We start from the raw sequence: 26705 nt of genomic DNA on the forward strand, positions 1-26705 counted from the left end.
CCCCATCAGAACCTATTAGCTATTTATTGATAAATCCTTTGTAATGACGCTTAATCAATTGGCTCTCGATTTGTTTCATCGTCTCAAGACCAACGCCTACTACGATAAGTAAAGATGTACCACCAATCCGAACCGAACTAGGCAAACCGGCAAGTCCTCCAAAAAGCATTGGAAGAATTGAGATCGCTGAGAGAAACAAAGCTCCAGAAAGAGTAATTCTAGTCATTACGCGAGTCAGATAAGTCGATGTTGTCTTACCGGGTCTAATACCTGGTATGTAGCCACCATTTTTCTTCATCTGATCAGCCATTTGAACTGGATTAATTTGTACGAAGGTATAAAAGTATGTGAATCCAATAATCAGCAGTACATAAAGTACAATCGCTAATGGAGCAGTTTGGTTAATACTTAAATTGTTAATTATCCATTCTGCAACAACATTACCTCTCCAGTAACTAGCAATGGTAGGAGGGAACATCAATAACGATAGTGCAAAGATTACAGGGATTACACCAGCCGCATTCACTTTAAGAGGAATGTGAGTGGTTTGACCACCATACATTTTACGACCAACTACCCGTTTCGCATATTGTACAGGTATCTTACGGACACCTTGCTGCACGAATATGACCCCGGCAATAATCAGTATAACAACCAAAGCAATAATGATCAGTTTCACGATATTCAGGAACAAAGCTCCTTCGGTCGCAAAAAGTGATTTGTAAATTTGCTGTATGCTTGTAGGAATCGCCGCGACGATACCTGCAAAGATGATAATGGAAATACCGTTTCCAATCCCATATTCCGTGATTTGCTCACCGAGCCACATCAAGAAAGCTGTTCCAGCTGTCAATACGAGAGCGATTAGAGCAAAGGTTGCAACACCTGGATCAATCACAAGACCGCTATACAAACGGTTAAACCCTATTGAAAGTCCAAAGGCTTGAATCACACCTAGAATAATCGTACCGTAACGAGTAACTTGTGTCATTTTCTTTCTTCCAACATCACCTTCTTTTGCCCATTGCGCAAAGCGTGGAATAACATCCATGGACAAAAGCTGAACTATGATAGAAGCCGTGATGTAAGGCGTAATTCCCATCGCGAAGAGGGAGAATTGGAAGAGCGCACCACCTGAAAACGTGTTAAGCAAACCAAAGACATCACTCTGATTCGCTTGGTCTTGAAGTTTCAGGACAGCCGTATTTATGTTAGGCACTGGAATAAAGGCACCTAAGCGGTAGACGATTAGCAAGATGAGCGTAAATAAAATTCTTCTGCGTAAATCTTCTACTTTGAAGATGTTGGCTATGGTATTAAACATTAAATCACCTCGGTTTGACCGCCGGCAGCTTGGATTTTCTCAATTGCTGATTGAGAGAACTTATTCGCTTTAACGGTTAATTTTACTGTGATTTCACCGTTTCCTAAAATCTTGATACCATCTTTAGGAGCTTTAACAATACCAGTCTCCATTAATACTTGTGGAGTAACTTCGGTACCAGCTGCGAAATTGTTCAAATCTTCAAGGTTTACGATTGCGTATTCCGTACGGAAACGATTCGTGAAACCACGCTTAGGTAAACGACGGTATAACGGGTTTTGTCCACCCTCGAATCCAGGACGAACGCCTCCACCGGAACGTGCGTTTTGACCTTTATGTCCGCGAGTTGATGTTTTACCCATGCCGCTACTTGTACCACGGCCAACACGTTTACGAGTGTGACGAGAACCAGTAGCAGAACTTAGCTCATGTAACTTCATCGTTGCACACCTCCTCTAGATCTTAATATCTTGCTACTATGCTTCGATTTCTTTAACTTCTACCAAATGGCTCACTTGATTAACCATGCCTCTGATCGCAGCATTATCTTGGTGAAGAACTGTTTGGTGCATCTTGCGAAGACCAAGTGTTTTCACTGTAACGCGTTGTGTTTCAGGGCGGCCAATCAGGCTGCGTTTTAGGGTAATTTGTAATTGTTTCGCCATGTTTACCCCTCCTAACCTAATAGCTCTTGAACTGTTTTACCGCGAAGCTTTGCAACTTCTTCCGCTTTTTTCAAGCGGCTTAAGCCTTCAAGCGTTGCGTTAACCATGTTCATGGAGTTCGATGAACCAAGGGATTTTGTCAAGATATCGCCGATACCAGCAAGTTCAAGAACTGCACGAACTGGTCCGCCTGCGATAACTCCTGTACCTTGGGAAGCTGGTTTTAGCAGAACGCGTCCTGCACCAAACTTACCTGTTACAAGGTGAGGAATCGAAGTGCCTACGATAGGAACATGAATCAAGTTCTTTTTCGCATCTTCAATACCTTTGCGGATTGCATCAGGAACTTCGGAAGCTTTACCGATTCCTGCGCCAACCCAGCCATTGCCATCGCCAACGACAACAAGTGCGCTGAAGCTGAAACGACGTCCGCCTTTTACTACTTTAGCTACGCGATTAATATTAACAACTTTTTCTGTTAGCTCTAAAGTATTAGGATCTACACGCAAGTCTTTTACCTCCTTATATATGTTTTTCCTAGAATTCAAGTCCAGCTTCACGAGCTGCGTCAGCTAATGCTTGAACACGTCCATGATAAAGGTATCCACCGCGGTCAAAAACCACTTTGTCTAAACCTTTTTCTTTCGCGCGTTGAGCGATTAATGCGCCAACTTTACGAGCAGCTTCAACGTTACCGCCATTACCAATTTCACTTTTCAGTTCTTTATCTTGAGTCGATGCAGCAACGATTGTAACACCCGTTGTATCATCGATAAGTTGAGCATACATGTGCTTGGAAGAGCGGAATATGTTCAAGCGCGGACGAACAGTAGTACCTTCGATTTTCTTACGAACACGAAGATGTCTTTTCAAACGAGCTTTATTTTTATCGCTTTTAGTAATCATCTATACTTACACTCCTTTCATCATCTTATGATGCGAGGCTTATGCTTACGTAGCAAGTTTTCACAAGAAAACTCTTAGCTATTACCCGCGATCTAACGATCTTATTTCTTCTTACCAGCTTTACCTTCTTTACGAAGAATGCGTTCGCCTTCATACTTGATACCTTTACCTTTATACGGCTCTGGTTCACGTACGGAACGAACTTTAGCTGCCATAGCGCCTACTAATTCTTTATCAATACCTTTAACGATGATCTTCGTGTTCGTAGGAACATCGAACTCAATTCCGTTTTCAGGATTGATTTCAACTGGATGGGAGTACCCAACGTTGAGAACCAATTTGTCGCCGCTCTTGTTAGCACGGTAACCAACGCCAACTAGATCCAAAGATTTCGTGAAACCTTCCGTTACGCCACTTACCATGTTGGCAACAACACTACGTGTTGTACCATGCAGGGAACGGTGGAGCTTGTTATCGGAAGGACGCTCAACGGAAATCTCGTTTTCTAGAACATTTACTTTCATATCTTTATGAAGTTCACGGGACAAAGAACCTTTAGGGCCTTTAACCGTGATTTGAGTATTGTCTAGTGTTACATTTACACCACTTGGAATGGTGATTGGCTTACGACCAATACGAGACATGTTTGCACCTCCATTCAATTACAATTGTATTACCAAACGTAGCAGATAACCTCTCCGCCAGCTTTGGATTGACGAGCATCTTTATCCGTCATAACTCCTTTAGATGTGGAGATGATGGCAATCCCTAATCCGCCCAATACACGAGGGATTTCTTGTGATTTTGTATAAACGCGTAGACCTGGTTTGCTAATTCTTTTCAAACCGGAGATAACACGTTCATTGTTTGAACCGTATTTCAGGAACAAACGGATGATACCTTGTTTGCTATCTTCAACGTACTCAGCGTCACGGATAAATCCTTCTTTTTTAAGGATTTCAGCGATTTCCCTCTTCACTTTTGATGCAGGAATTTCAACTGTTTCATGACGTACGATATTCGCATTACGAATGCGAGTTAGCATATCTGCAATTGGATCTGACATGACCATTTTGTGTAAACCTCCTTCCCGAAAATAGGGTGATTACCAGCTTGCTTTTTTAACGCCAGGAATCTGACCTTTGTGTGCTAATTCGCGGAAACAAATCCGACAAATTTTGAACTTGCGAAGCACTGAATGCGGACGTCCGCAGCGCTCACAACGTGTGTATGCTTGCACTTTAAACTTCGGGGTACGTTGCTGTTTGACTTTCATCGAAGTTTTTGCCACTTAATATAACACCTCCTGATAGGTACGACTGGTAACCTATTTAACGAAAGGCGCTCCGAGTTGTGTTAAAAGCTCGCGAGCTTCCTCGTCGGACTTAGCCGTTGTAACGATAACAATATCCATACCACGAACTTTATCAACTTTATCATACTCAATCTCTGGGAAAATGAGTTGTTCTTTCAGACCAAGTGTGTAGTTTCCACGGCCGTCAAAAGCCTTGTTGGAAATACCACGGAAGTCACGTACACGTGGAAGTGATACGTTGAAAAGTTTATCCAAGAAATGATACATGCGTTCGCCGCGAAGAGTTACTTTCACGCCGATTGGCATATTTTCACGAAGTTTGAAACCCGCGATCGCTTTTTTGGATTTTGTTACAACTGGTTTTTGACCAGCAATTTTTTGAAGATCTTCTACAGCAGTGTCAAGTACTTTGGAGTTCGATACAGCCTCACCAACACCCATGTTGATAACGATTTTCTCGATTTTAGGAACTTGCATGACTGTTGTGTAGTTAAACTTCTGAATTAACGCTGGAGTAATTTCGTTCAAGTAACGATCTTTCATTCTTACTGCCATGACTCATTTGCCTCCTTTCCATGCTTGTTTGTATTAGTCGATAACTTCGCCGGATTTTTTCGCGATACGAACTTTCGTTCCGTTATCCAATACTTTGTATCCTACGCGAGTAGGTTTGCCGCTCTTAGGATCAATTAGCATCACGTTAGAAACGTGGATTGCAGCTTCTTGATTCAAGATACCGCCTTGTGGATTTTGTTGAGATGGTTTCGCATGTTTCTTAACCATGTTTACACCTTCTACAAGCACACGGTTTTGACGAGGATAAGCAGCGATAACGCGACCCTTCTTACCTTTGTCTTTACCAGTGATTACAAAAACCGTATCGTCTTTTTTCACGTGCAGTTTATTGTTATGAGATTCTAATCTCTTTTTTAATCTTGGCATTAGCTTCTACACCTCCTGAGGTTTCCCGTTAGGAAAACAAACATCGTAACTGTTCTTAGATAACTTCTGGAGCCAAGGATACGATCTTCATGAAGTCTCTGTCACGAAGTTCGCGTGCAACTGGTCCAAAGATACGTGTACCACGTGGACTTTTATCTTCTTTCACGATAACAGCCGCATTCTCATCAAATGAGATATATGATCCGTCTTTACGGCGAGCACCGCTCTTCGTACGAACGATAACTGCTTTAACAACGTCACCTTTTTTGACAACGCCACCTGGTGTTGCTTCTTTTACTGAACAGACGATCAAATCACCAATGTGACCAACGCGACGACCAGTACCACCCAAAACGCGGATACACATTAATTGTTTCGCACCTGAGTTGTCAGCGACAGCCAAACGAGTAAATGGTTGAATCATCGTATTCCCTCCTTTCGGGGTTCATGTCTCGATTATTAGATAACAACGCCAACTTCAGTAATTTCAACCAGTCTCCAGCTTTTATCTTTGGATAACGGTCTAGTTTCACTGATTTTCACAGTGTCACCGATTTTAGCTTGGTTGTTTTCGTCATGCGCTTTGAACTTTTTCGTATATTTGATTCTCTTGTGATAGAGATCATGTTTTTTGTAAGTTTCGACAGCAACAACAATGGTTTTATCCATTTTATCGCTGACAACTTTACCGATCAGTACCTTACGATCGTTACGTTCAGCCATCTAAGGAACCCTCCCTTCTAGATTTGGTTACCCAATCCCCAATTCTCTTTCACGCAAAATAGTCTTGGCACGAGCGATCTCTTTACGCAAATCACGAATTTGAGTCGGGTTGTCCAATTGACCAGTAGCTAGTTGAAAACGGAGGTTAAAGAGTTCTTCTTTAAAACCATTAACTTTTTGCTCAATTTCAGCAGTGGTTAAGTTCCGGAATTCACTACCCTTCATTTGCTTCACCGCCTACTTCTTCTCTTTTCACGAATTTCGTTTTGATTGGAAGCTTGTGAGCAGCAAGACGCATCGCTTCACGAGCGACCTCTTCACTTACACCAGCAAGTTCAAACAAAATTTTACCCGGTTTTACTACCGCTACCCATTTCTCAACGTTACCTTTACCACTACCCATACGGACTTCAAGCGGTTTTTGTGTAACTGGTTTAGCTGGGAAGATTTTAATCCAAACTTTACCGCCACGTTTGATGTAACGTGTCATGGCAATACGTGCTGCTTCGATTTGACGGTTGGATACCCAAGCCGGTTCTACCGCTTGCAGACCATATTCGCCAAAAGCTACTTCCGTTCCGCCTTTAGCGCGACCTTTCATGTTACCGCGGTGTTCTTTACGGTGTTTTACACGTTTAGGTACTAACATGATTTAAATTCCTCCTTCCGGCTGAGCCTTTTTCTTAGCTGGCGGAAGCACTTCTCCACGATAAATCCATACTTTTACACCGATACGTCCATAAGTAGTGGCTGCTTCTGCAGTACCATAGTCGATATCCGCACGAAGCGTATGAAGTGGAACTGTTCCTTCGCTATATCCTTCCGTACGAGCAATCTCAGCACCGCCAAGACGTCCGCTAGTTGCTACTTTAATACCTTTAGCGCCGGATCTCATAGTTCTTTGCATAGCTTGTTTCATAGCACGACGGAATGAAACACGACGTTCCAATTGAAGTGCGATAGCTTCAGCTACGAGAATTGCATCAAGATCTGGGCTTTTGATTTCAGAAATGTTGATGTGAACTTTTTTATTGGACATACCAGCGATGTAGTTGCGAATAACTTCAACTTCAGCTCCGCCTTTACCAATAACCATTCCTGGTTTAGCAGTATGAATCGTAACGTTCACACGGTTAGCCGCGCGCTCGATATCGATATGGGAAACTGCTGAGTCTTTAAGTTTATTTTTTAAGTATTCGCGGATTTTGACGTCTTCAAGCAACAGAGTTCCGAAATCTTTCTCTGCGAACCATTTGGACTCCCAATCACGAATAATACCAATTCTAAAGCCTACCGGGTTTACTTTCTGACCCACACGTTATCCCTCCTTATTTTTCAGATACCACGATTGTGATGTGGCTGGTACGTTTTTTGATCGCGCTAGCGCGGCCCATTGCACGTTGTTGGAACCTTTTCATTGTAGGTCCTTGGTTAACAAACGTCTCAGATACCACTAATTTATTAGGATCTAATGAATAGTTATGCTCTGCATTGGCAATTGCGGAATTCAATAGTTTCTCCAGGATTGGAGAAGCTGCTTTAGGTGTGTGACGCAGAATCGCAATCGCTTCGCCTACCGCTTTTCCCCGAATCAAGTCAACAACTAGCTTTGCTTTACGAGGAGCAATCCGAGCGTGGTTCAATATTGCTTTAGCTTGCATGGTAGTACCTCCTCTCGGTTAAAAATGAAATTAACGTTTTCCGGTTTTCTTGTCGTCATCATGACCTTTGTAAGTACGAGTTGGTGCAAATTCACCAAGCTTGTGTCCAACCATATCTTCGGTTACATACACAGGCACGTGTTTTCTTCCATCATATACTCCGAAAGTGTGACCAACGAATTGCGGGTAAATCGTAGAACGACGGGACCACGTTTTGATAACCAGTTTTTTGCTGGAAGTGTTCAAGTCTTCTACTTTTTTCAGTAAGTATCCATCAATAAATGGACCCTTCTTTAAGCTGCGACCCATGGGTGTTCCTCCCTTCCTTGAACCTCAAGAGAATTCATATATCCGTGATAAATTGAAACATTTATTCGATTCACTTTATCGTGATTACTTCGTACGGCGACGTACAATGTATTTATCGGATGCTTTGCCTTTTTTACGAGTTTTGAAACCAAGCGTCGGTTTACCCCATGGTGACATAGGTGATTTACGTCCGATTGGTGCGCGTCCTTCACCACCACCGTGTGGGTGATCATTCGGGTTCATAACAACCCCACGAACTTGTGGACGATTGCCTTTCCAACGATTACGTCCTGCTTTACCGATTTTCACTAGCTCGTGATCTTCGTTACCAACAGAGCCGATTGTTGCGCGGCAAACTTTAAGTACTTTACGAACTTCACCAGATGAAAGGCGAATGGTTACGTAAGTTTCTTCTTTACCAAGAAGTTGAGCTTCCGTACCGGCAGCGCGCACTAATTGTGCACCTTTACCAGGCTTCAACTCGATGTTGTGGATAACTGTACCAACTGGAATGTTTTCCAATGGAAGAGCGTTACCTACTTTGATATCTGCTTGTGGTCCAGAAACGATACGATCGTCCACTTTAAGACCTTTAGGAGCGATGATGTATTTTTTCTCGCCATCTGCATAATGAATCAATGCGATGTTTGCGGAACGGTTAGGATCGTACTCAACTGTAGCAACGCGTCCTGGTATTCCATCTTTAGTACGTTTAAAATCGATGATACGGTATTTACGTTTGTGTCCACCACCATGGTGACGAACCGTAATTTTACCTTGGTTGTTACGACCAGCATGCTTGAACAAAGGAGCAAGCAATGATTTCTCCGGTGTTGATGTTGTGATTTCTTCAAAAGTAGAAACCGACATCGCACGTCGAGCTGGTGAGGTTGGTTTATATTTTTTAATTGGCACTCTGATTTCCTCCTTACTTCAAGAAATGGGTTATACCGATTCAAAGAATTCCAATTCTTTGCTTTCTGCGCTTAGGGACACGATAGCTTTCTTCCAAATGGAAGTGTAACCAGAGTGTTTGCCATAACGTTTAGGCTTAGCTGGCATTCTCAATGTGTTTACATTTGTAACTTTTACTTTGAAAATAGCTTCAATAGCTTGTTTAATTTCTGTTTTGTTAGCGCGAAGATCCACTTCAAAAACATACTTTTTGTTAGCCATTAGGTCGCTTGTACGCTCAGTGATGATCGGGCGCTTGATAATGTCGCGTGGATTTTTCATTGTGCAAGCACCTCCTCAACTTTCTGTACAGCTTCTTGTGTAATGATCAATTTGTCATACAACATGACATCAAGAACATTAACTCCATCAGCAGCAACAAATTTCACACCTGGAATATTACGAGCAGATAAAGCAACATTGGAGTCGTTAGCAACGCCTACAACTAATACTTTACGGTCTACTTTCAGGTTGTTCAAAATAGCTACGAAGTCTTTCGTTTTTGGAGCGTTCAATTGAAGCTGATCCAATACGATCAAGTTGTTATCGATAAGTTTCGAGGACAAAGCGGATTTGATCGCTAAGCGACGAACTTTTCTAGGTAATTTGAAACCATAGCTGCGAGGTGTCGGTCCGAATACGGTACCGCCGCCTTTCCACTGTGGAGCACGAATACTACCTTGACGCGCACGACCTGTACCTTTTTGTTTCCAAGGTTTACGACCACCGCCGCGAACTTCCGAACGACCTTTTGTTTTGTGTGTCCCTTGACGCACAGCTGCTTGTTGCAAAAGAACAGCTTCGTGAATCGCGTGAACGTGAGGCTCAATTCCGAAAACAACGTCAGACAGTTCAACTTCTCCTACCTGAGCACCTGTTACATTATATAAAGCTACTTTTGGCATCTGTCTTCCTCCTTTCTTACTTTTTCACAGCAGACTTCACGCTAACGTAGCTGTTTTTAGGGCCCGGAATGGAACCTTTAACTAGCAATACATTACGTTCAGCATCTACTTTAATGATTTGCAGGTTTTGCAAAGTTACTGTTTCGTTACCCATGTGCCCTGGCAATTTCTTACCTTTAGGAACGCGGTTTGCTTGAATGGAACCCATGGAACCCGGTCCGCGGTGATAACGTGATCCGTGAGCCATCGGGCCTGTGGATTGGTTATGTCTTTTGATGTTACCTTGGAAACCTTTACCTTTGGAAGTACCCGTTACATCAACGAATTCGCCCTCTGTAAACAGATCTGCTTTCAGTTCTTGACCAACTTCATAGTCACCCAACTGAATGCCACGAATTTCTTTAACGTAGCGCTTAGGCGTTGCCCCTGCTTTTTTCGCATGGCCAAGCTCTGGTTTAATGATTCTGCTAGCTTTCACATCATCAAAACCGATTTGGATTGACTCATATCCGTCGTTATCCACATCTTTCTTTTGCAGTACCACACATGGTCCCGCTTGAATGACAGTTACCGGAACTACATTACCCTCCGGAGTAAACAACTGTGTCATCCCAAGTTTTTTTCCTAAGATACCTTTCATCGTTGACACCTCATTTCCTTCCTAAACGTTCATTCTATAGTTGTTTTACAGTTTGATCTCGATGTCAACGCCAGACGGTAAGTCTAGACGCATCAAAGCATCAACTGTTTGTGGTGTTGGATTCACAATATCGATAAGACGCTTATGCGTACGCATTTCGAATTGCTCACGCGAATCCTTGTACTTGTGCACCGCACGAAGAATCGTGATGATTTGCTTCTCTGTCGGAAGCGGAATCGGACCGGATACACCTGCACCGGAACGCTTGGCAGTTTCCACGATTTTCTCAGCTGATTGATCAATAATTCTGTGATCATAAGCTTTCAAACGGATACGAATTTTTTGCTTTGCCATATAAGTCCCTCCTTCTATCGCCCAATTTAGTATCGGACATACTCCGCGAAAATTCTCCAACATCCTTCCCCATGGCAAAGGGGCCAGGTGTGTCGGCAACCTTTCGCATCATCGCAACGTCACAGACCAACGTTTTATATTATATAAAATTTGAAAACGAAAAGCAAGCGAAATTTTAGGCATATGCATAAAAAAACACCCATCGCCTAAACGATGAGTGTTTCTTCTATATATAGGTACTACTTTTGAATTGTTGCAACCGCGCCCGCACCAACTGTACGTCCGCCTTCACGAATCGCGAAGCGTGTTCCTTCTTCGATTGCGATTGGGTTGATCAGTTCGACAGTAACTGTGATGTTATCACCAGGCATAACCATCTCTGTACCTTCTGGAAGGGAGATGATACCCGTTACGTCAGTTGTACGGAAGTAGAACTGTGGACGGTAACCTGTGAAGAAAGGCTTATGACGGCCACCCTCTTCTTTAGTTAGAACGTAGATTTGTGCTGTGAAGTTCGTGTGTGGTTTAACTGAACCTGGTTTCGCAAGAACTTGTCCACGCTCGATATCTTTACGGTCTACACCACGAAGCAATGCTCCAATGTTGTCACCAGCTTGAGCGGAATCAAGCAATTTGCGGAACATCTCTACACCAGTTACGATGCATTTACGAGTTTCTTCAGCGATACCAACGATTTCAACTTCTTCTTGTACTTTAACAGTACCACGCTCAACACGACCAGTTGCAACTGTTCCACGACCAGTGATTGAGAATACATCCTCAACTGGCATAAGGAAAGGCTTGTCAGTTTGACGCTCAGGAGTTGGGATGTAAGTATCAACTTGCTCGAACAACTCGATGATTTTGTCAGCCCAAGGACCATCTGGGTTTTGAAGAGCTTCACGAGCTGCACCGCGGATGATTGGAGTATCATCGCCTGGGAACTCATATTCGTTAAGAAGGTCGCGAACTTCCATCTCAACCAATTCAAGCAACTCTTCGTCTTCAACCATATCACATTTGTTAAGGAATACTACGATGTAAGGTACGCCTACTTGACGGGAAAGAAGGATGTGCTCACGAGTTTGCGGCATTGGGCCGTCAGCTGCGGATACAACCAGGATCGCTCCGTCCATTTGAGCAGCACCAGTGATCATGTTTTTAACATAGTCAGCATGTCCTGGGCAGTCAACGTGTGCGTAGTGACGGTTAGGTGTTTCGTACTCAACGTGAGCTGTGGAGATTGTGATACCGCGCTCGCGCTCTTCTGGTGCTTTATCGATTTGGTCGAATGCTACTGCAGCTCCACCGTATCTTTTGGACAATACAGTTGTAATAGCAGCTGTCAAAGTTGTTTTACCATGGTCAACGTGACCGATAGTACCGATGTTAACATGCGGTTTGTTACGTTCAAATTTAGCCTTTGCCATTTTAAACGATTCCTCCTTAGAGTGACTAATAGTTTTATATTAAGCGCCTTTGCCTTTTGCAATAATTTCTTCTGCAATGGACTTAGGTACTTCTTCATAATGTGAAAGTTCCATGGAGTAAACACCACGGCCTTGTGTTCTCGAACGAAGTGTTGTGGAATATCCAAACATTTCGGACAAAGGCACCTTAGCACGGATGATTTGCGCGCCATGACGGTTATCCATACCTTCAATACGTCCACGACGGGAGTTAAGGTCACCCATAACATCGCCCATGTACTCTTCTGGTACAGTAACTTCAACCTTCATGATTGGCTCAAGAAGAACCGGTTTACATTTTTCTTTAGCTGCTTTAAGTGCCATGGAACCTGCGATTTTGAACGCCATTTCATTGGAGTCAACATCATGGTAAGATCCATCGACAACTGTAGCTTTGATATCCACGAGCGGGAATCCTGCGATTACACCGTTTTTCATGGACTCTTCGATACCAGCTTGAATAGGTGCGATATATTCTCTTGGAATAGATCCGCCCACTACTTTGCTTTCGAAAATGAAACCTGTACCAGCTTCTTGAGGTTCAAACTCAACCCAACAATGTCCGTATTGACCACGACCACCGGATTGACGAACGAATTTACCCTCAACTTTAGCTGCTGCACGGAACGTTTCACGATAAGCAACTTGTGGTTTACCTACATTGGTTTCTACTTTGAACTCGCGAAGCATACGGTCAACGAGGATCTCAAGGTGAAGCTCACCCATACCAGCGATGATCGTTTGTCCTGTTTCTTCGTCTGTAGAAGCACGGAAAGTCGGATCTTCTTCAGCAAGCTTTTGCAATGCGATACCCATTTTATCTTGGTCGGCTTTCGTCTTCGGTTCAACAGCAAGCTGGATAACCGGTTCAGGGAAGACCATTTTCTCAAGAATAACTGGATTTTTCTCATCACAAAGTGTATCACCAGTCGTTGTATCTTTCAATCCAACGGCCGCGGCGATGTCACCAGCGTATACAATGCTGATCTCTTGACGGCTGTTCGCATGCATTTGCAGGATACGACCAACGCGCTCACGTTTGCCTTTCGTTGCGTTAACAACGTAGGAACCGGAGTTCAAGGTACCAGAGTAAACACGGAAGAACGTAAGACGACCAACGAAAGGATCTGTCATGATTTTAAATGCAAGCGCTGAGAAAGGTTGATCATCAGCAGACTTACGAACCACTTCAGTACCGTCGTCAAGTACACCTTTAATGTCAGGTACATCAAGTGGTGATGGCAGGTAATTAATTACCGCATCCAACATCAATTGTACACCTTTGTTTCTGTAAGAAGACCCTACAATAACTGGGAAGATTTTCACTTCACAGACACCTTTACGTAGAGCTGCTTTGATCTCATCAACAGAAATTTCTTCGCCTTCGAGATATTTCATTGTAAGCTCTTCATCAAGCTCTGCAACTTTCTCGATCAATTCCAAACGAAGTTCTGCAACTTGATCTTTGAACTCAGCAGGAATCTCGATTTTCTCGATATCCTTACCAAGATCGTCTTTGTACATATAAGCAACTTCATCAACCAAGTCAATGATGCCTTTGAATTCATTCTCAGCACCGATTGGAAGTTGAATAGCTACTGCATTTGCACCAAGTTTTTGACGCATCGATTCAACAACTTGCAAGAAGTCTGCACCGATGATGTCCATTTTGTTTACGTAAGCAATACGTGGAACGTTGTATTTATCAGCTTGTCTCCAAACTGTTTCCGATTGAGGCTCAACGCCCTCTTTCGCACTAAATACACCAACTGCTCCATCCAACACACGAAGGGAACGCTCTACCTCAACGGTAAAGTCAACGTGTCCCGGGGTATCAATAATATTGATGCGGTGACCTTCCCATTGCGCAGTTGTAGCGGCGGAAGTAATCGTGATTCCGCGCTCTTGTTCCTGTTCCATCCAGTCCATCGTAGCTGCACCTTCGTGCACTTCTCCGATTTTGTGAACTTTACCAGTATAGTACAAAATGCGCTCTGTTGTTGTCGTTTTACCAGCATCGATATGAGCCATGATCCCGATATTACGTGTGTTTTTTAAGGAGAACTCTCTAGCCATAGGTCGTTATGTCTCCTTTCTGATATTAATTTAGAATTCTACCAACGATAGTGAGCGAATGCTTTATTAGCTTCAGCCATTTTGTGTGTATCTTCACGTTTCTTAACGGAAGAGCCTGTGCTGTTGCTAGCATCGATGATTTCATAAGCCAATCTTTCTTCCATCGTCTTCTCACCACGTAGACGTGAGTAGTTTACCAACCAACGCAAGCCTAATGTCGAACGACGATCAGGTCTTACTTCGATAGGCACTTGATAGTTTGCTCCACCAACACGGCGAGCTTTAACTTCTAGTACTGGCATAATATTTTTGATAGCAGCTTCAAACACTTCCATCGGCTCTTTACCTGTACGATCTTTCACGAGGTTAAAAGCGTTGTATAGAATGGTTTGTGCTACCCCTCTTTTTCCATCAACCATAATGCGATTGATAAGACGAGTAACTAGTTTGCTATTATAAATTGGATCTGGCAATACGTCTCTGCGAGTAACTGGACCTTTACGAGGCATAGTTATCCCCCTTTCTTATAAGAATCATCCCTGATTATTATCTCTTATTTTTTAACTTTCGGACGTTTTGTACCGTATTTGGAACGGGATTGCTTACGGTTGTTAACACCGGAAGTATCCAGCGCGCCACGCACGATGTGATAACGTACCCCTGGAAGATCTTTAATTCTACCTCCACGGATCAATACAACGCTGTGTTCTTGCAGGTTGTGACCGATACCTGGAATGTAAGCTGTCACCTCTACGCGGTTCGTTAAACGAACACGTGCATATTTACGAAGTGCGGAGTTAGGCTTCTTAGGAGTCATAGTACCTACACGCGTGCAGACACCACGTTTTTGAGGTGCACTCAAATCCGTTGCTTCTCTTTTCAAAGCGTTAAAACCTTTTTGCAAAGCTGGTGATTTAGACTTATCCACCTTCGCTTGACGACCTTTACGTACTAGTTGGTTAATTGTTGGCATATCGCCACCTCCTCCCTACATTCATAACATGATGTTCTTCTTGCAAGCCCACAGATCCAGGCGAGTCATAAATGAGCAAAGAGAAAGTCCTTGCCATGGATAGCTGCAAAAAGTCACTAGTACTAATGTAGGCTATAACCACTAACAAAAACGTCTTTAGCGTTTATTCATTTACAACAGCTGCTACCGCAGCTCCAACTTCAATTCCACATGCTTTACCTAGCATCTTCATAGAATCCACATAGGTAACAGGTACACCCTTCTGCGTACAAAGAGTTACCAGATTTATCGTCAATCGCGGATCTGCATCTTTGGAAACAAAAACTTCGACTGCCTTACCTTGTTCGACTATTTTTGTAACTTTCTTCGTACCTACACTAATACTCTTCGCCTGTTTGACTTTATCATAAGACATAAGGCACCCCCTTCAAAGAAAAGGAAAGAATATCGACTTAGGCACACTACGATATATTAGCATTTTGAACTTCGGGTGTCAAGGAATAACTTCTTATATTTTATTATTCTTACTAGATTAACAAAAGTAAATCAAAAGGGACAGCACACTTCATAATAAAGTGGCCATCCCTCATGATCACACCGCAAATCTATTCAACAGCGACAGTCTCTTTTTCAAGGTCTTCGTCTTGTACAAGCACTTCGTTCGGATCCGTAATACGAATGTTCCGGTAACGAGGCATACCTGTACCTGCAGGAATAAGTTTACCGATAATAACGTTCTCCTTAAGACCAAGTAATTGGTCAACCTTGCCTTTAATCGCTGCATCAGTCAAGACACGTGTTGTTTCTTGGAAAGAAGCTGCAGATAGGAAGGAATCAGTCTCTAGGGACGCTTTAGTAATACCGAGCAAGATTGGTCTTGCGACAGCAGGCTCATTGCCAGCGAACAAGGCTACTTTGTTGGCTGCTTCATATTCATGAATGTCTACGAAGGAACCAGGTAGAAGCGTTGTATCTCCAGCGTCAACGATACGGATTTTCCGTAACATTTGGCGAACCATAACTTCAATATGTTTATCGTTAATTTCTACCCCTTGGTTACGATAAACGCGTTGAACCTCTTGCAGAATGTAGTTCTGCACGCCGCGGATACCTTTGATACGGAGCATTTCTTTCGGATCGATAGAACCGTCAGTCAACTCGTCTCCAGCTTCCACTTGTTGATTCAATGAAACACGTACACGTGATCCGTAAGGAACTGCATAAACCTTGGACTCCGCTTCCCCTTGGACTTCGATCTCACGACGGTCCTTAGCTTCACGGATTTCTTTGACTGTACCATCAATTTCGGAAATGATCGCTTGACCTTTCGGATTCCGAGCTTCGAAGAGCTCTTGAATACGCGGCAAACCTTGCGTAATATCATCTCCGGCAACACCACCGGTATGGAACGTACGCATCGTCAACTGTGTTCCTGGCTCACCAATGGATTGAGCAGCGATAATACCAACCGCTTCACCAACCTCAACAAATTGACCAGTTGCTAAGTTACGACCGTAACATTTTTTACAAACACCATGATTGGTGCGGCAGCTAAGGACGGAACGAATTTGAAGTTTCTCGATACCAGCTTCAATAATCGTATCAGCAATACCCGATTCGATGAGCTCATTGCGTTGAACAATGACTTCACCCGTTTTCGGATGACGAAGGGTTTCATAAGCATAACGACCTTCAATACGGTCATAGAGATCTTCAATAACCTCTTTACCATCTTGAATTTTGCTAACCATGAAGCCTTTATCTGTTCCACAATCATCTTCACGAACAATTACATCTTGTGCAACGTCAACGAGACGACGAGTCAAGTAACCGGAGTCAGCTGTACGCAACGCCGTATCGGCAAGACCTTTACGCGCTCCGTGCGTGGAAATAAAGTACTCCAAGATGGTCAAGCCTTCACGGAAGTTCGATTTAATTGGCAACTCCATAATTTTACCGGATGGATTCGCCATCAAACCACGCATACCGCCAAGCTGTGTAATCTGTGATTTATTACCCCGTGCTTTGGATTCAACCATCATGCTAATAGAGTTGTATTTATCAAGGGATTTCATCAAAATATCTGTGATTTCATCCTTCGCTTTACTCCAGATCGCAATAACACGGTCATAACGCTCTTCATCTGTAATCAAACCACGACGGTATTGGTTCGTAACTACACGTACTTTCTCTTCACATTCTTTGAGAATGGCTACTTTTTCAGTAGGAACGACAACGTCAGAGACAGCTACGGTAATACCCGCTTTGGTGGAGTACGTGAATCCAAGCTCTTTAATTTTATCAAGGATCATGGACGTTTGAGTTGTGTGGTATTTACGGAAACACTCAGCAATGATAGAACCGAGATATTCTTTACCTACCGCTTTGTTCTCATCGCGCTCCAACATAATAGCTCTAAGATCAGCACCTTTTTCGAAAACAAAGTGAGAATCAGGAATCCCGCTAAGTAGGTTCGTTTTGGTTGGTTCATTAATGAATGGGAAGTCGCTAGGGAAAATCTCATTCATAATGATTTTACCGATCGTAGTGATCAAGATTGCATTTTGTTGTTTCTCAGTGAAACTAACTTTGTTCAATGCTCTTGCAGGAATAGCAACCCGTGCGTGCAGAGCCATTTTGCCTGATTGGTAAGACGAAACTGCCTCATGAACTGTTCTAATAATAGAACCAGCACCTTTAGCGAACTTGTTGTCTGTTGTTAAATAGAAGCTTCCCAGAACCATATCCTGTGAAGGCGTAACAACAGGCTTACCGTCTTTCGGATTCAAGATGTTGCCTGACGCCAGCATGAGCAAACGAGCTTCGGCTTGAGCTTCCGATGACAATGGTACGTGAACGGCCATTTGGTCACCGTCGAAGTCAGCGTTGTAAGCTGTACAAACGAGCGGATGAAGCTTAATAGCGCGGCCTTCAACCAGAATCGGTTCAAAAGCTTGAATACCCAATCTATGCAGTGTAGGGGCACGGTTCAGAAGAACCGGGTGCTCCTTAATGACTTCTTCAAGAACATCCCAAACATCTGGACTTACGCGCTCAACTTTACGTTTTGCACTTTTGATGTTGTGGGCCAAACCTTTATTCACAAGCTCTTTCATCACGAAAGGCTTGAACAGCTCAAGAGCCATTTCCTTCGGGAGACCACATTGGTACATCTTCAGGTTAGGACCTACAACGATAACGGAACGACCGGAGTAGTCAACACGTTTACCGAGCAAGTTTTGACGGAAACGACCTTGTTTACCCTTCAGCATGTGGCTGAGTGATTTCAAAGGACGGTTACCAGGACCTGTTACCGGACGGCCGCGACGACCGTTGTCGATAAGCGCATCAACCGCTTCTTGCAGCATCCGCTTCTCATTTTGAACAATGATATCCGGAGCGCCTAGGTCGAGCAATCTTTTCAAACGGTTGTTACGGTTGATCACGCGGCGATACAGATCATTCAAGTCAGAAGTCGCGAAGCGACCACCATCGAGCTGTACCATCGGACGAAGCTCCGGAGGGATGACAGGAAGTACATCCAGAACCATCCAACCTGGTAAATTCTTCGAGTTACGGAAAGCTTCCATAACTTCCAAACGCTTAATCGCACGATTACGGCGTTGACCTTGCGCTGTTTTGAGTTCTTCTTTGAGTGTATCTACTTCACGCTCGATATCAATATCGATCAGAAGTTTCTTAACGGCTTCCGCACCCATTCCCGCTTGGAAAGCATAACCGTACTTCTCGCGATAGCTGCGGTATTCTTTCTCGGAAAGAAGTTGTTTCTTCTCCAAAGGTGTATCCCCTGGATCTGTTACCACATAGGAAGCGAAGTAGATAATTTCCTCCAATGATCTTGGAGACATATCTAGCGCAAGCCCCATACGGCTTGGAATACCTTTAAAGTACCAAATGTGGGATACCGGAGCGGCAAGTTCAATATGACCCATGCGCTCACGACGTACCTTTTGACGTGTTACTTCAACGCCACAACGGTCACAAACTACGCCTTTATAACGAACTCGTTTGTATTTACCGCAATGACATTCCCAATCTTTGGTAGGCCCGAAGATCTTTTCGCAGAAAAGACCTTCTTTCTCAGGCTTTAAGGTTCTGTAGTTAATCGTTTCCGGCTTCTTTACTTCCCCACGGGACCAAGAGCGAATTTTATCGGGTGATGCCAAGCCGATTTTCATAAACTCGAAGTTGTTAACGTCCATCAAGGAGCAACCCTCCTTTAAGAATTTAAACCCACTATGCAGTGAATCGTTCTCGATCTATTGTGGTGTTCTTTATTCGTTGACTCCTAATTCAGAGCCCTCTAAGTTTAGGTTTAATTTATCGCTAGTGACTTCGTCGTCATCGTCGGCTTCTCTCATTTCGATCTCTTCTTCGTCGCCGGAGAGGATTTTAACATCCATACCTAAGCTTTGAAGCTCTTTGATCAAAACTTTGAATGATTCCGGAACACCTGGTTCTGGAACATTCTCGCCTTTAACGATAGACTCATATGTTTTCACACGGCCTACAACGTCATCGGACTTCACGGTAAGAATTTCTTGCAATGTATAAGCAGCTCCATAAGCCTCGAGTGCCCATACCTCCATCTCCCCGAAACGCTGTCCACCGAACTGCGCTTTACCACCCAGCGGCTGCTGAGTAACAAGGGAGTAAGGTCCTGTGGAACGGGCATGGATTTTATCATCAACCATGTGCGCCAGTTTAATCATGTACATGACGCCTACGGTTACTTCACGTTCGAACGATTCCCCTGTACGACCGTCGTACAGAATCGTTTTACCGCTACGCTGCATACCTGCTTCTTCCATTGCATCGAACACGTCATACTCACGCGCTCCATCGAATACTGGCGTTGCAGCATGGATACCCAGGTACTTGGAAGCCATACCCAAGTGAACTTCAAGTACTTGACCGATGTTCATCCGTGAAGGAACCCCTAGTGGATTCAATACAACTTCAACCGGAGTACCATCTGGAAGGAAAGGCATATCTTCTTCTGGAAGAATACGTGCTACTACCCCTTTGTTACCATGACGTCCCGCCATTTTATCGCCTTCGGAAATTTTCCGTTTTTGTGCGATATAGACACGAACGAGTTGGTTCACACCAGGAGGCAGCTCATCGCCGTTCTCACGAGTAAATACTTTCACATCAACAACGATACCGTCTGTACCATGCGGTACGCGAAGGGATGTATCACGAACCTCACGAGCCTTCTCACCGAAGATCGCATGCAGCAATCTTTCTTCCGCTGTTAGCTCCGTTACACCTTTCGGCGTTACTTTACCAACAAGGATATCGCCTGCGCCGATTTCGGCACCGACACGGATAATACCGCGCTCGTCAAGATTTTTCAGTGCATCTTCCCCAACATTCGGGATATCACGTGTGATTTCTTCAGGCCCCAGCTTCGTATCACGAGCTTCGGACTCGTATTCCTCGATGTGAATAGAAGTGTATACGTCCTCTTTCACAAGCTTTTGGCTAAGCAAGATCGCATCCTCGTAGTTGTAACCTTCCCAAGTCATGAACGCTACGACAACGTTGCGTCCAAGCGCCAATTCACCTTGTTCTGTTGAAGGTCCGTCTGCAAGAATATCGCCCGTTTTAACCAACTGTCCTTTTTTGACAATAGGACGTTGATTGATGCACGTACCTTGGTTAGAACGCATAAATTTGTGGAGCTTATATTTGACGATGTTGCCGCTAACCAGCTTGCCATCAACCATTTCTTGGCGACGCAGCCAAATTTCATTCGCAGCAGCTTTCTCAATAATTCCATCGAATTTGGAGACAATACATACTCCTGAGTCTTTAGCGACCTTATGCTCCATACCCGTACCTACAAGAGGTGCTTTCGGGATCAAAAGCGGAACCGCTTGACGCTGCATGTTTGAACCCATAAGCGCACGGTTGGAGTCATCGTTTTCAAGGAACGGAATTAATGCCGTTGCCACGGAAACAACTTGCTTCGGAGAAACGTCCATGTAATCGACACGTTCAACCGGAAGTGTTAAGTTGTCATCCTTGTAACGAACGATAATAGCATCTTCAACGAATTTATTATCTTCCGTCAATTGTGCATTCGCCTGAGCGATAACATAGTTATCCTCTTCGTCTGCTGTCAGGTATGCGATTTGGTCGGTTACAAGTCCAGACTTCGGATCTACCCAACGGTACGGCGCCTCAATGAAGCCATACTCATTAATACGGGCAAACGTAGACAAGGAGTTGATCAAACCAATGTTCGGTCCCTCTGGCGTCTCAATTGGACACATACGGCCATAGTGAGAGTGATGCACGTCACGAACTTCCATACCTGCGCGCTCTCTCGTCAAACCGCCGGGTCCGAGTGCAGACAGACGTCTTTTGTGCGTCAATTCAGCAAGTGGATTCGTTTGGTCCATAAACTGAGAAAGCTGGGAGCTACCGAAGAACTCTTTGATTGATGCGATAACAGGACGAATGTTGATTAAGGCTTGCGGTGTAATCACATTCGCATCTTGAATCGACATACGCTCACGAACAACACGTTCCATACGGGAAAGACCAATACGGAATTGATTTTGCAGCAATTCACCTACAGAACGAAGTCTACGGTTACCTAAGTGGTCAATATCATCCGTATTCCCGATACCGTGAAGCAAATTGATGAAGTAGTTAATGGATGAAATAATATCGGCAGGCGTGATGTTTTTGACAGTTTTATCAATAACACCGTTAGAAATAACTTTAACGACCTTGCCCTCTTCTGTTGGTGAATAAACGTTGATGCACTGAACTGGAATCGTATCTGCGCCCGTTACACCTTTTGGAATTGTAAATTCTTTATATCCTGCACCTTTTTCAATAAAAGGAAGGATTTCATCTAACACACGACGATCAAGCAATTGACCAGCTTCTGCAATGATTTCTCCAGTCTCGGAGTCCACCAGTGTTTCAGCCAAACGTTGATTGAACAATCTGTTTTTGATGTGAAGTTTTTTGTTAATTTTGTAGCGACCTACATTCGCCAAATCGTAACGCTTCGGATCAAAGAAACGAGCAACGATCAAGCTTCTAGCATTATCTAACGTAGGAGGCTCACCCGGACGAAGACGCTCATAGATTTCGATTAACGCTTTTTCCGTAGAATCCGTGTTATCTTTATCGAGCGTATTACGGATATATTCATTATCACCGAGCAAATCCAAAATCTCAGCATCTGTGCCAAATCCTAAGGAACGAAGAAGAACAGTTACTGGAATTTTACGCGTACGGTCGATACGAACATAGATGATATCTTTCGCATCAGTCTCAAGCTCCAACCAAGCTCCACGGTTCGGAATTACGGTTGCGGTATATGTTTTTTTGCCGTTTTTATCCACTTTCGTGCTATAATAAACACTGGGTGAACGAACGAGCTGGGAGACGATTACACGCTCCGCACCGTTAATAATGAACGTTCCCGTGTCAGTCATGATAGGGAAATCCCCCATGAACACTTCTTGTTCTTTGACCTCGCCGGTTTCCTTATTAATCAAACGGACTTTGACTCTTAACGGCGCCGCATAGGTTACGTCGCGTTCTTTGGATTCATCAACTGAGTACTTAGGATCGCCTAAGCTATAGTCAATAAACTCCAGTACTAGGTTACCTGTAAAATCCTGGATCGGAGAGATATCCTGAAACATCTCGCGAAGTCCTTCTTCCAAAAACCACTCATACGATTTTTGCTGGATTTCAATCAGGTTTGGAATGCCCAGCACCTCATTAATTCGTGCATAAGTCCTGCGTTTACGTCGTCCAAATTGAACAAGATGTCCCGCCAACTTTCATTCACCCCTCAACTCTACTCAATAAATAAAAAGAAGAAGAAAAACTTCTACCGACGTACACTCAGGACGCCTCCATTAGTGGAGCCCGTCCGAATTAAGCGACTGTATGAAGGAAGGTTTTTCCCTGAAATCAATAAGACTTTTCCAAATATTTCTTCCCATCCTGTTAGAGTTTCCTAAAATTCAAACATTATACGTTACACGTTCATATTTTATTCATTCTGGAAGAAAAAAATACTTGACATTTTTGTTAACTAAAGACATGTGTCCCATCTTAATACTGACATTTTTTAATAATACCACATGTGAAATGTCAAGTCAAACAATTTCCCTGGATTAACAGTTAAGACTTAAAACCAAATCTCATCCACTGCCACTACTTCGTAGCCTTGAGAATTTTGTACCCTTTATCTTTGGAAACCTCAGTCACTTCACTGTAAATAGACTCGAGTTTTTTCATTGCCGATGGAGCACCTTGCTTTTTTTGAATAACAACCCAGATAGACCCGCCTTCAACTAAGCAATCATAAGCATCTGAAAAAATGCGATGAACAACTTCCTTGCCGGCACGAATCGGTGGATTAGTTAGAACAGTATCAAATCTCTGCTCTTTTACTTGTTCCAAAAGATCACTTTGAAGGATGGTCACATTCGCAATTCCGTTACGCTTCGCATTATCAGCAGAAAGCTCGACCGCTCTCTCATTGATATCAACCATTGTCACATGCCCCTTCGGACACATCACAGCAGCGCTTAGCCCGATTGGACCGTACCCACACCCTACATCAAGAACCTTAGCATCCTCGCGCAATTGCATGGTTTCAATTAAATGCTTACTTCCATAATCGACACCTTTTTTCGAAAAGACTCCCGCGTCCGTCAGGAACGTATATGTCTTGCCACGCAAGACTTCTTGCATAGTCTGGACATCTCGTTTAACCGTCGGTCGCTCCGTATAGTAATGCTCTGACACGTTATGAATTCCTCCTCCACTTTTACCTTTAGGAAAATCAAATAACGAGAGCGTTCCAAAGGCTTTCCTAAGGGTAAAAACCTCATCTTATAACGGTTAAAAAAACCTCTTGAAGTCAAGCTTCAAGAGGTTTCCTATTGAAAGATTACTTAACTTCTACGGAAGCGCCAGCTTCAGTAAGCTTAGCTTTAACAGCTTCTGCTTCTTCGGAGCTAACTTTTTCTTTAACTGCTTTAGGAGCGCCATCAACCAAGTCTTTCGCTTCTTTCAGGCCAAGACCTGTGATTTCGCGAACTACTTTAATTACGTTGATTTTGGATGCGCCAGCGCTAGTCAAGATAACGTCAAACTCAGTTTGAGCTTCTTCAACTGCTACTGCTGCGCCACCGCCAGCTGCTACTGGAGCTGCTGCTGTTACGCCAAACTCTTCTTCAATTGCTTTAACCAGGTCGTTCAATTCCAAGATTGTCATGCCTTTGATTGCTTCTAGGATCGTTGCATTGTTGCTCATGGTTAAACCTCCATTATCATTCATATATTTTGTGGTTGTTGTTGTAAAACAAAATTAAGCTTGACCTTCAGCTTCTTTTTTCTCAGCAACTGCTTTAACAGCAAGTGCAAAGTTACGAACTGGAGCTTGAAGAACGCTAAGCAACATGGAGAGAAGACCATCTCTGGACGGAAGTTCTGCAAGTGCTTTGATTTCTTGGGATCCAACTACGCGGCCTTCGACCACGCCGCCTTTTACGCTCAATTGATCATTCTTTTTCGCAAATTCAGTCAAAATTTTCGCTGGAGCGACTAGATCGTCATTGCTGAAAGCAATAGCAGTTGGACCTGTTAGGTACTCATCCAATGCGCTTAATTCAGCATTTGCCGATGCGCGTCTAGCCAACGAGTTCTTGAGAACTACGAATTCAATTCCAGCTTCGCGCAAGGTTTTGCGCAGCTGCGTTACTTGAGCTACGTTCAAACCGCGGTAGTCTGCTATGATTGTAGAAGCACTAGCTTTAAACTTTTCAGTTACTTCAGCTACTGCCTGTTCTTTCTGTGCAAGAATTTTCGCGTTTGCCATAGTACACCTCACTTCTTATGCATTTATCTTTCAAGATCGCAAACAGTAGGAGCATCAGCATTCCTTATCTAAAATAAGAAATGCCTTCGTAGACGCTACGAAGGCATGATGTGTTCACTTTTTCCCTGATGTACAAAGAAATCGCAATATATATCATAACACCTCGGTAGGAAATTAAGCACGTTGGCACCTACTGTCTACGGTTTGCATATTCATTTTTATGACCTTTGATAGAGTATCACGCCCAGCAACCGAAGTCAACTGGTAGCTTTTACTTATCTGAAGGATTGCAGGTTCACACGAACGCTTGGACCCATTGTGGAGGATACAGCAATGTTTTTCAGGTAAACACCTTTAGCAGCTGCTGGTTTCGCTCTTACAAGTGCATCAACCAATGCTTTGAAGTTTTCATTCAACTTATCAGCATCGAAAGATACTTTGCCAAGTGGAGCATGGATTTGGCCTGCTTTGTCAAGACGGTACTCGATTTTACCTGCTTTGATCTCTTGAACAGCTTTGGTAACGTCGAAAGTAACTGTTCCTGCTTTAGGGTTTGGCATTAAACCTTTACCCCCGAGGATACGACCCAGTTTACCAACTTCGCTCATCATGTCCGGAGTAGCTACGCAAACGTCAAATTCGAACCAACCTTGTTGAATTTTGTTGATCATATCAGCATCACCAACAAAATCTGCACCAGCCGCTTCAGCTTCTTTCGCTTTCTCGCCTTTAGCAAATACAAGTACACGTTTCGTTTTACCAGTACCGTGTGGAAGTACAACGACACCACGAACAGCCTGATCTTGTTTTCTTGGGTCAACACCCAGACGAACTGCAACATCTACAGTTTCATCAAATTTAGCAGGAGCTGTTTTCTTAACAAGCTCGATTGCTTCTGACGGATCATACAAAGTTTCAGCATTTACAAGCTGAGATACTTCGCGGTATTTTTTACCGTGTTTAGGCATTTAAATTTCCTCCTTAGTGGTATTAGCGGATAATCCTCCCACCGAGCGGCTGAAGAGTTTTCGTAGAAAACTCACTTCGAAAGCAAATGCTTACCGTTTAACCGCATTCCTTGCGGAATTAATCTTCGATAGTGATTCCCATGCTGCGAGCAGTACCTTCAACCATACGCATTGCAGCCTCAACGGATGCAGCATTTAGGTCAGGCATTTTTTGTTCAGCGATTTCGCGAACTTTTGCGCGTTTCACAGTTGCAACTTTCTTTTTGTTTGGTTCACCGGATCCTTTTTCGATACCAGCAACGACGCGAAGAAGAACTGCAGCCGGAGGCGTTTTAGTGATGAATGTAAAGGAACGATCCTCGAATACTGTGATTTCAACCGGAATGATAAGACCAACTTGATCAGCAGTACGAGCGTTAAACTCTTTACAGAATGCCATGATGTTCACACCTGCTTGACCCAATGCTGGACCGATCGGTGGTGCTGGATTTGCTTTCGCAGCTTGAACTTGAAGCTTCACGATTTTAATAACCTTTTTTGCCATGATAGACACCTCCTTGCTCTTAATATGGGATCTCATTGCCATCCCACTAACGAAGGTCTATCCCGAGGAATAGACCTGGTAGAAACCC

General features: G+C 43.6%; 34 protein-coding genes and 1 other annotated feature. All 34 genes read right to left on the bottom strand.

All coding sequences use genetic code 11. The annotated features are described in order from the left end of the window. Positions 1 to 19: 19 nt before the first annotated feature. Entirely contained in the window at positions 20 to 1324 is a 1305-nt protein-coding gene (secY, locus tag G519_RS0121435; protein WP_029196448.1) for a preprotein translocase subunit SecY, read from the bottom strand. Then, a complete protein-coding gene (gene rplO / locus G519_RS0121440) occupies positions 1324 to 1764 on the bottom strand; it encodes a 50S ribosomal protein L15 (protein WP_029196449.1) in 441 nt (146 codons plus the stop codon). The genes secY and rplO overlap by 1 nt, the downstream gene beginning before the upstream one ends. Positions 1765 to 1800: 36 nt before the next feature. After that, positions 1801 to 1989, bottom strand: a complete 189-nt coding sequence (rpmD, locus tag G519_RS0121445) for a 50S ribosomal protein L30 (RefSeq protein WP_029196450.1) — start codon at positions 1987 to 1989, stop codon at positions 1801 to 1803. A gap of 11 nt (positions 1990 to 2000) precedes the next feature. Continuing rightward, positions 2001 to 2498, bottom strand: coding sequence for a 30S ribosomal protein S5 (gene rpsE, locus G519_RS0121450; RefSeq protein WP_029196451.1), 498 nt, complete (start codon positions 2496 to 2498; stop codon positions 2001 to 2003). Positions 2499 to 2526: 28 nt separating this feature from the next. Beyond that, positions 2527 to 2895 (bottom strand): 50S ribosomal protein L18, encoded by a 369-nt coding sequence (gene rplR / locus G519_RS0121455; RefSeq protein WP_029196452.1) that lies wholly within the window; start codon positions 2893 to 2895, stop codon positions 2527 to 2529. Positions 2896 to 2996: 101 nt separating this feature from the next. Continuing rightward, complete coding sequence (gene rplF / locus G519_RS0121460) at positions 2997 to 3539, bottom strand: 50S ribosomal protein L6 (protein WP_029196453.1); 543 nt, start codon at positions 3537 to 3539, stop codon at positions 2997 to 2999. A 29-nt stretch (positions 3540 to 3568) separates the two neighbouring features. Beyond that, positions 3569 to 3967, bottom strand: coding sequence for a 30S ribosomal protein S8 (rpsH, locus tag G519_RS0121465; protein ID WP_029196454.1), 399 nt, complete (start codon positions 3965 to 3967; stop codon positions 3569 to 3571). 33 nt (positions 3968 to 4000) lie between these two features. Then, positions 4001 to 4186, bottom strand: a complete 186-nt coding sequence (locus G519_RS0121470) for a type Z 30S ribosomal protein S14 (RefSeq protein WP_029196455.1) — start codon at positions 4184 to 4186, stop codon at positions 4001 to 4003. Positions 4187 to 4222: 36 nt separating this feature from the next. Beyond that, the gene (gene rplE, locus G519_RS0121475) at positions 4223 to 4765 is read right to left on the bottom strand and encodes a 50S ribosomal protein L5 (RefSeq protein ID WP_029196456.1); all 543 of its coding nucleotides are present in this window, start codon (positions 4763 to 4765) and stop codon (positions 4223 to 4225) included. Between the two features lie 33 nt (positions 4766 to 4798). Then, a complete protein-coding gene (gene rplX / locus G519_RS0121480; RefSeq protein WP_079418006.1) occupies positions 4799 to 5152 on the bottom strand; it encodes a 50S ribosomal protein L24 in 354 nt (117 codons plus the stop codon). A gap of 55 nt (positions 5153 to 5207) precedes the next feature. Beyond that, the gene (gene rplN, locus G519_RS0121485; RefSeq protein WP_028557485.1) at positions 5208 to 5576 is read right to left on the bottom strand and encodes a 50S ribosomal protein L14; all 369 of its coding nucleotides are present in this window, start codon (positions 5574 to 5576) and stop codon (positions 5208 to 5210) included. 35 nt (positions 5577 to 5611) lie between these two features. Next, the gene (rpsQ, locus tag G519_RS0121490) at positions 5612 to 5875 is read right to left on the bottom strand and encodes a 30S ribosomal protein S17 (RefSeq protein ID WP_029196458.1); all 264 of its coding nucleotides are present in this window, start codon (positions 5873 to 5875) and stop codon (positions 5612 to 5614) included. 27 nt (positions 5876 to 5902) lie between these two features. Further along, positions 5903 to 6100, bottom strand: a complete 198-nt coding sequence (rpmC, locus tag G519_RS0121495) for a 50S ribosomal protein L29 (RefSeq protein ID WP_028557487.1) — start codon at positions 6098 to 6100, stop codon at positions 5903 to 5905. Beyond that, positions 6090 to 6524: a 50S ribosomal protein L16 gene (rplP, locus tag G519_RS0121500; protein ID WP_029196459.1), complete on the bottom strand. Its 435-nt coding sequence runs from the start codon at positions 6522 to 6524 to the stop codon at positions 6090 to 6092. Before rplP ends, rpmC begins: the two co-directional genes overlap by 11 nt. Before the next feature lie 3 nt (positions 6525 to 6527). Further along, complete coding sequence (rpsC, locus tag G519_RS0121505) at positions 6528 to 7190, bottom strand: 30S ribosomal protein S3 (RefSeq protein WP_029196460.1); 663 nt, start codon at positions 7188 to 7190, stop codon at positions 6528 to 6530. A 13-nt stretch (positions 7191 to 7203) separates the two neighbouring features. Continuing rightward, positions 7204 to 7536, bottom strand: coding sequence for a 50S ribosomal protein L22 (rplV, locus tag G519_RS0121510; protein WP_028557490.1), 333 nt, complete (start codon positions 7534 to 7536; stop codon positions 7204 to 7206). Positions 7537 to 7566: 30 nt separating this feature from the next. Continuing rightward, positions 7567 to 7845 carry a 30S ribosomal protein S19 gene (rpsS, locus tag G519_RS0121515; RefSeq protein WP_029196461.1) on the bottom strand — a complete coding sequence of 93 codons (279 nt, stop codon included), beginning with the start codon at positions 7843 to 7845 and terminating at the stop codon, positions 7567 to 7569. Positions 7846 to 7929: 84 nt separating this feature from the next. Continuing rightward, complete coding sequence (gene rplB / locus G519_RS0121520) at positions 7930 to 8760, bottom strand: 50S ribosomal protein L2 (RefSeq protein WP_028557492.1); 831 nt, start codon at positions 8758 to 8760, stop codon at positions 7930 to 7932. 30 nt (positions 8761 to 8790) lie between these two features. Next, the gene (rplW, locus tag G519_RS0121525) at positions 8791 to 9081 is read right to left on the bottom strand and encodes a 50S ribosomal protein L23 (RefSeq protein ID WP_028557493.1); all 291 of its coding nucleotides are present in this window, start codon (positions 9079 to 9081) and stop codon (positions 8791 to 8793) included. Beyond that, on the bottom strand, positions 9078 to 9704 hold the full coding sequence (rplD, locus tag G519_RS0121530) for a 50S ribosomal protein L4 (protein WP_029196462.1): 627 nt from the start codon (positions 9702 to 9704) through the stop codon (positions 9078 to 9080). The genes rplW and rplD overlap by 4 nt, the downstream gene beginning before the upstream one ends. Before the next feature lie 16 nt (positions 9705 to 9720). Further along, on the bottom strand, positions 9721 to 10344 hold the full coding sequence (gene rplC / locus G519_RS0121535) for a 50S ribosomal protein L3 (protein WP_029196463.1): 624 nt from the start codon (positions 10342 to 10344) through the stop codon (positions 9721 to 9723). 45 nt (positions 10345 to 10389) lie between these two features. Further along, positions 10390 to 10698 carry a 30S ribosomal protein S10 gene (gene rpsJ, locus G519_RS0121540; protein ID WP_028557496.1) on the bottom strand — a complete coding sequence of 103 codons (309 nt, stop codon included), beginning with the start codon at positions 10696 to 10698 and terminating at the stop codon, positions 10390 to 10392. Between the two features lie 239 nt (positions 10699 to 10937). Further along, positions 10938 to 12128 (bottom strand): elongation factor Tu, encoded by a 1191-nt coding sequence (gene tuf / locus G519_RS0121545; protein WP_028557497.1) that lies wholly within the window; start codon positions 12126 to 12128, stop codon positions 10938 to 10940. A gap of 39 nt (positions 12129 to 12167) precedes the next feature. Further along, entirely contained in the window at positions 12168 to 14243 is a 2076-nt protein-coding gene (gene fusA, locus G519_RS0121550; RefSeq protein WP_029196464.1) for an elongation factor G, read from the bottom strand. A gap of 38 nt (positions 14244 to 14281) precedes the next feature. After that, positions 14282 to 14752, bottom strand: coding sequence for a 30S ribosomal protein S7 (rpsG, locus tag G519_RS0121555; protein ID WP_028557499.1), 471 nt, complete (start codon positions 14750 to 14752; stop codon positions 14282 to 14284). A 44-nt stretch (positions 14753 to 14796) separates the two neighbouring features. Then, complete coding sequence (rpsL, locus tag G519_RS0121560) at positions 14797 to 15216, bottom strand: 30S ribosomal protein S12 (protein WP_028557500.1); 420 nt, start codon at positions 15214 to 15216, stop codon at positions 14797 to 14799. A gap of 163 nt (positions 15217 to 15379) precedes the next feature. Then, entirely contained in the window at positions 15380 to 15631 is a 252-nt protein-coding gene (locus G519_RS0121565) for a ribosomal L7Ae/L30e/S12e/Gadd45 family protein (RefSeq protein WP_029196465.1), read from the bottom strand. Positions 15632 to 15821: 190 nt separating this feature from the next. Continuing rightward, the gene (gene rpoC / locus G519_RS0121570) at positions 15822 to 19442 is read right to left on the bottom strand and encodes a DNA-directed RNA polymerase subunit beta' (protein WP_029196466.1); all 3621 of its coding nucleotides are present in this window, start codon (positions 19440 to 19442) and stop codon (positions 15822 to 15824) included. A 69-nt stretch (positions 19443 to 19511) separates the two neighbouring features. After that, on the bottom strand, positions 19512 to 23051 hold the full coding sequence (rpoB, locus tag G519_RS0121575; protein WP_029196467.1) for a DNA-directed RNA polymerase subunit beta: 3540 nt from the start codon (positions 23049 to 23051) through the stop codon (positions 19512 to 19514). Between the two features lie 382 nt (positions 23052 to 23433). Next, on the bottom strand, positions 23434 to 24030 hold the full coding sequence (locus tag G519_RS0121580) for a class I SAM-dependent methyltransferase (protein WP_029196468.1): 597 nt from the start codon (positions 24028 to 24030) through the stop codon (positions 23434 to 23436). Between the two features lie 145 nt (positions 24031 to 24175). Beyond that, positions 24176 to 24541, bottom strand: a complete 366-nt coding sequence (rplL, locus tag G519_RS0121585; protein ID WP_029196469.1) for a 50S ribosomal protein L7/L12 — start codon at positions 24539 to 24541, stop codon at positions 24176 to 24178. 54 nt (positions 24542 to 24595) lie between these two features. Then, positions 24596 to 25105, bottom strand: a complete 510-nt coding sequence (gene rplJ / locus G519_RS0121590; RefSeq protein ID WP_029196470.1) for a 50S ribosomal protein L10 — start codon at positions 25103 to 25105, stop codon at positions 24596 to 24598. Between the two features lie 66 nt (positions 25106 to 25171). Next, positions 25172 to 25326: a sequence feature (ribosomal protein L10 leader region), on the bottom strand. A gap of 54 nt (positions 25327 to 25380) precedes the next feature. Continuing rightward, entirely contained in the window at positions 25381 to 26073 is a 693-nt protein-coding gene (rplA, locus tag G519_RS0121595; RefSeq protein ID WP_029196471.1) for a 50S ribosomal protein L1, read from the bottom strand. A gap of 118 nt (positions 26074 to 26191) precedes the next feature. Next, complete coding sequence (gene rplK, locus G519_RS0121600) at positions 26192 to 26617, bottom strand: 50S ribosomal protein L11 (RefSeq protein ID WP_029196472.1); 426 nt, start codon at positions 26615 to 26617, stop codon at positions 26192 to 26194. Positions 26618 to 26705: the final 88 nt, after the last annotated feature.

The organism is Paenibacillus alginolyticus DSM 5050 = NBRC 15375 (assembly GCF_000422905.1).
GTDB lineage: Bacteria > Bacillota > Bacilli > Paenibacillales > NBRC-103111 > Paenibacillus_E > Paenibacillus_E alginolyticus.

Coding starts and splice junctions, on each gene's coding strand:
- secY (WP_029196448.1), bottom strand. CDS start 1,324: ATGTTTAATACCATAGCCAACATCTTCAAAGTAGAAGATTTACGCAGA.
- rplO (WP_029196449.1), bottom strand. CDS start 1,764: ATGAAGTTACATGAGCTAAGTTCTGCTACTGGTTCTCGTCACACTCGT.
- rpmD (WP_029196450.1), bottom strand. CDS start 1,989: ATGGCGAAACAATTACAAATTACCCTAAAACGCAGCCTGATTGGCCGC.
- rplR (WP_029196452.1), bottom strand. CDS start 2,895: ATGATTACTAAAAGCGATAAAAATAAAGCTCGTTTGAAAAGACATCTT.
- rplF (WP_029196453.1), bottom strand. CDS start 3,539: ATGTCTCGTATTGGTCGTAAGCCAATCACCATTCCAAGTGGTGTAAAT.
- rpsH (WP_029196454.1), bottom strand. CDS start 3,967: ATGGTCATGTCAGATCCAATTGCAGATATGCTAACTCGCATTCGTAAT.
- rplE (WP_029196456.1), bottom strand. CDS start 4,765: ATGGCAGTAAGAATGAAAGATCGTTACTTGAACGAAATTACTCCAGCG.
- rplX (WP_079418006.1), bottom strand. CDS start 5,152: ATGCCAAGATTAAAAAAGAGATTAGAATCTCATAACAATAAACTGCAC.
- rplN (WP_028557485.1), bottom strand. CDS start 5,576: ATGATTCAACCATTTACTCGTTTGGCTGTCGCTGACAACTCAGGTGCG.
- rpsQ (WP_029196458.1), bottom strand. CDS start 5,875: ATGGCTGAACGTAACGATCGTAAGGTACTGATCGGTAAAGTTGTCAGC.
- rpmC (WP_028557487.1), bottom strand. CDS start 6,100: ATGAAGGGTAGTGAATTCCGGAACTTAACCACTGCTGAAATTGAGCAA.
- rplP (WP_029196459.1), bottom strand. CDS start 6,524: ATGTTAGTACCTAAACGTGTAAAACACCGTAAAGAACACCGCGGTAAC.
- rplV (WP_028557490.1), bottom strand. CDS start 7,536: ATGCAAGCTAAAGCAATATTGAACCACGCTCGGATTGCTCCTCGTAAA.
- rpsS (WP_029196461.1), bottom strand. CDS start 7,845: ATGGGTCGCAGCTTAAAGAAGGGTCCATTTATTGATGGATACTTACTG.
- rplW (WP_028557493.1), bottom strand. CDS start 9,081: ATGAAAAATCCACGCGACATTATCAAGCGCCCGATCATCACTGAGCGT.
- rplD (WP_029196462.1), bottom strand. CDS start 9,704: ATGCCAAAAGTAGCTTTATATAATGTAACAGGTGCTCAGGTAGGAGAA.
- rplC (WP_029196463.1), bottom strand. CDS start 10,344: ATGAAAGGTATCTTAGGAAAAAAACTTGGGATGACACAGTTGTTTACT.
- rpsJ (WP_028557496.1), bottom strand. CDS start 10,698: ATGGCAAAGCAAAAAATTCGTATCCGTTTGAAAGCTTATGATCACAGA.
- tuf (WP_028557497.1), bottom strand. CDS start 12,128: ATGGCAAAGGCTAAATTTGAACGTAACAAACCGCATGTTAACATCGGT.
- fusA (WP_029196464.1), bottom strand. CDS start 14,243: ATGGCTAGAGAGTTCTCCTTAAAAAACACACGTAATATCGGGATCATG.
- rpsG (WP_028557499.1), bottom strand. CDS start 14,752: ATGCCTCGTAAAGGTCCAGTTACTCGCAGAGACGTATTGCCAGATCCA.
- rpsL (WP_028557500.1), bottom strand. CDS start 15,216: ATGCCAACAATTAACCAACTAGTACGTAAAGGTCGTCAAGCGAAGGTG.
- G519_RS0121565 (WP_029196465.1), bottom strand. CDS start 15,631: ATGTCTTATGATAAAGTCAAACAGGCGAAGAGTATTAGTGTAGGTACG.
- rplL (WP_029196469.1), bottom strand. CDS start 24,541: ATGAGCAACAATGCAACGATCCTAGAAGCAATCAAAGGCATGACAATC.
- rplJ (WP_029196470.1), bottom strand. CDS start 25,105: ATGGCAAACGCGAAAATTCTTGCACAGAAAGAACAGGCAGTAGCTGAA.
- rplA (WP_029196471.1), bottom strand. CDS start 26,073: ATGCCTAAACACGGTAAAAAATACCGCGAAGTATCTCAGCTTGTAAAT.
- rplK (WP_029196472.1), bottom strand. CDS start 26,617: ATGGCAAAAAAGGTTATTAAAATCGTGAAGCTTCAAGTTCAAGCTGCG.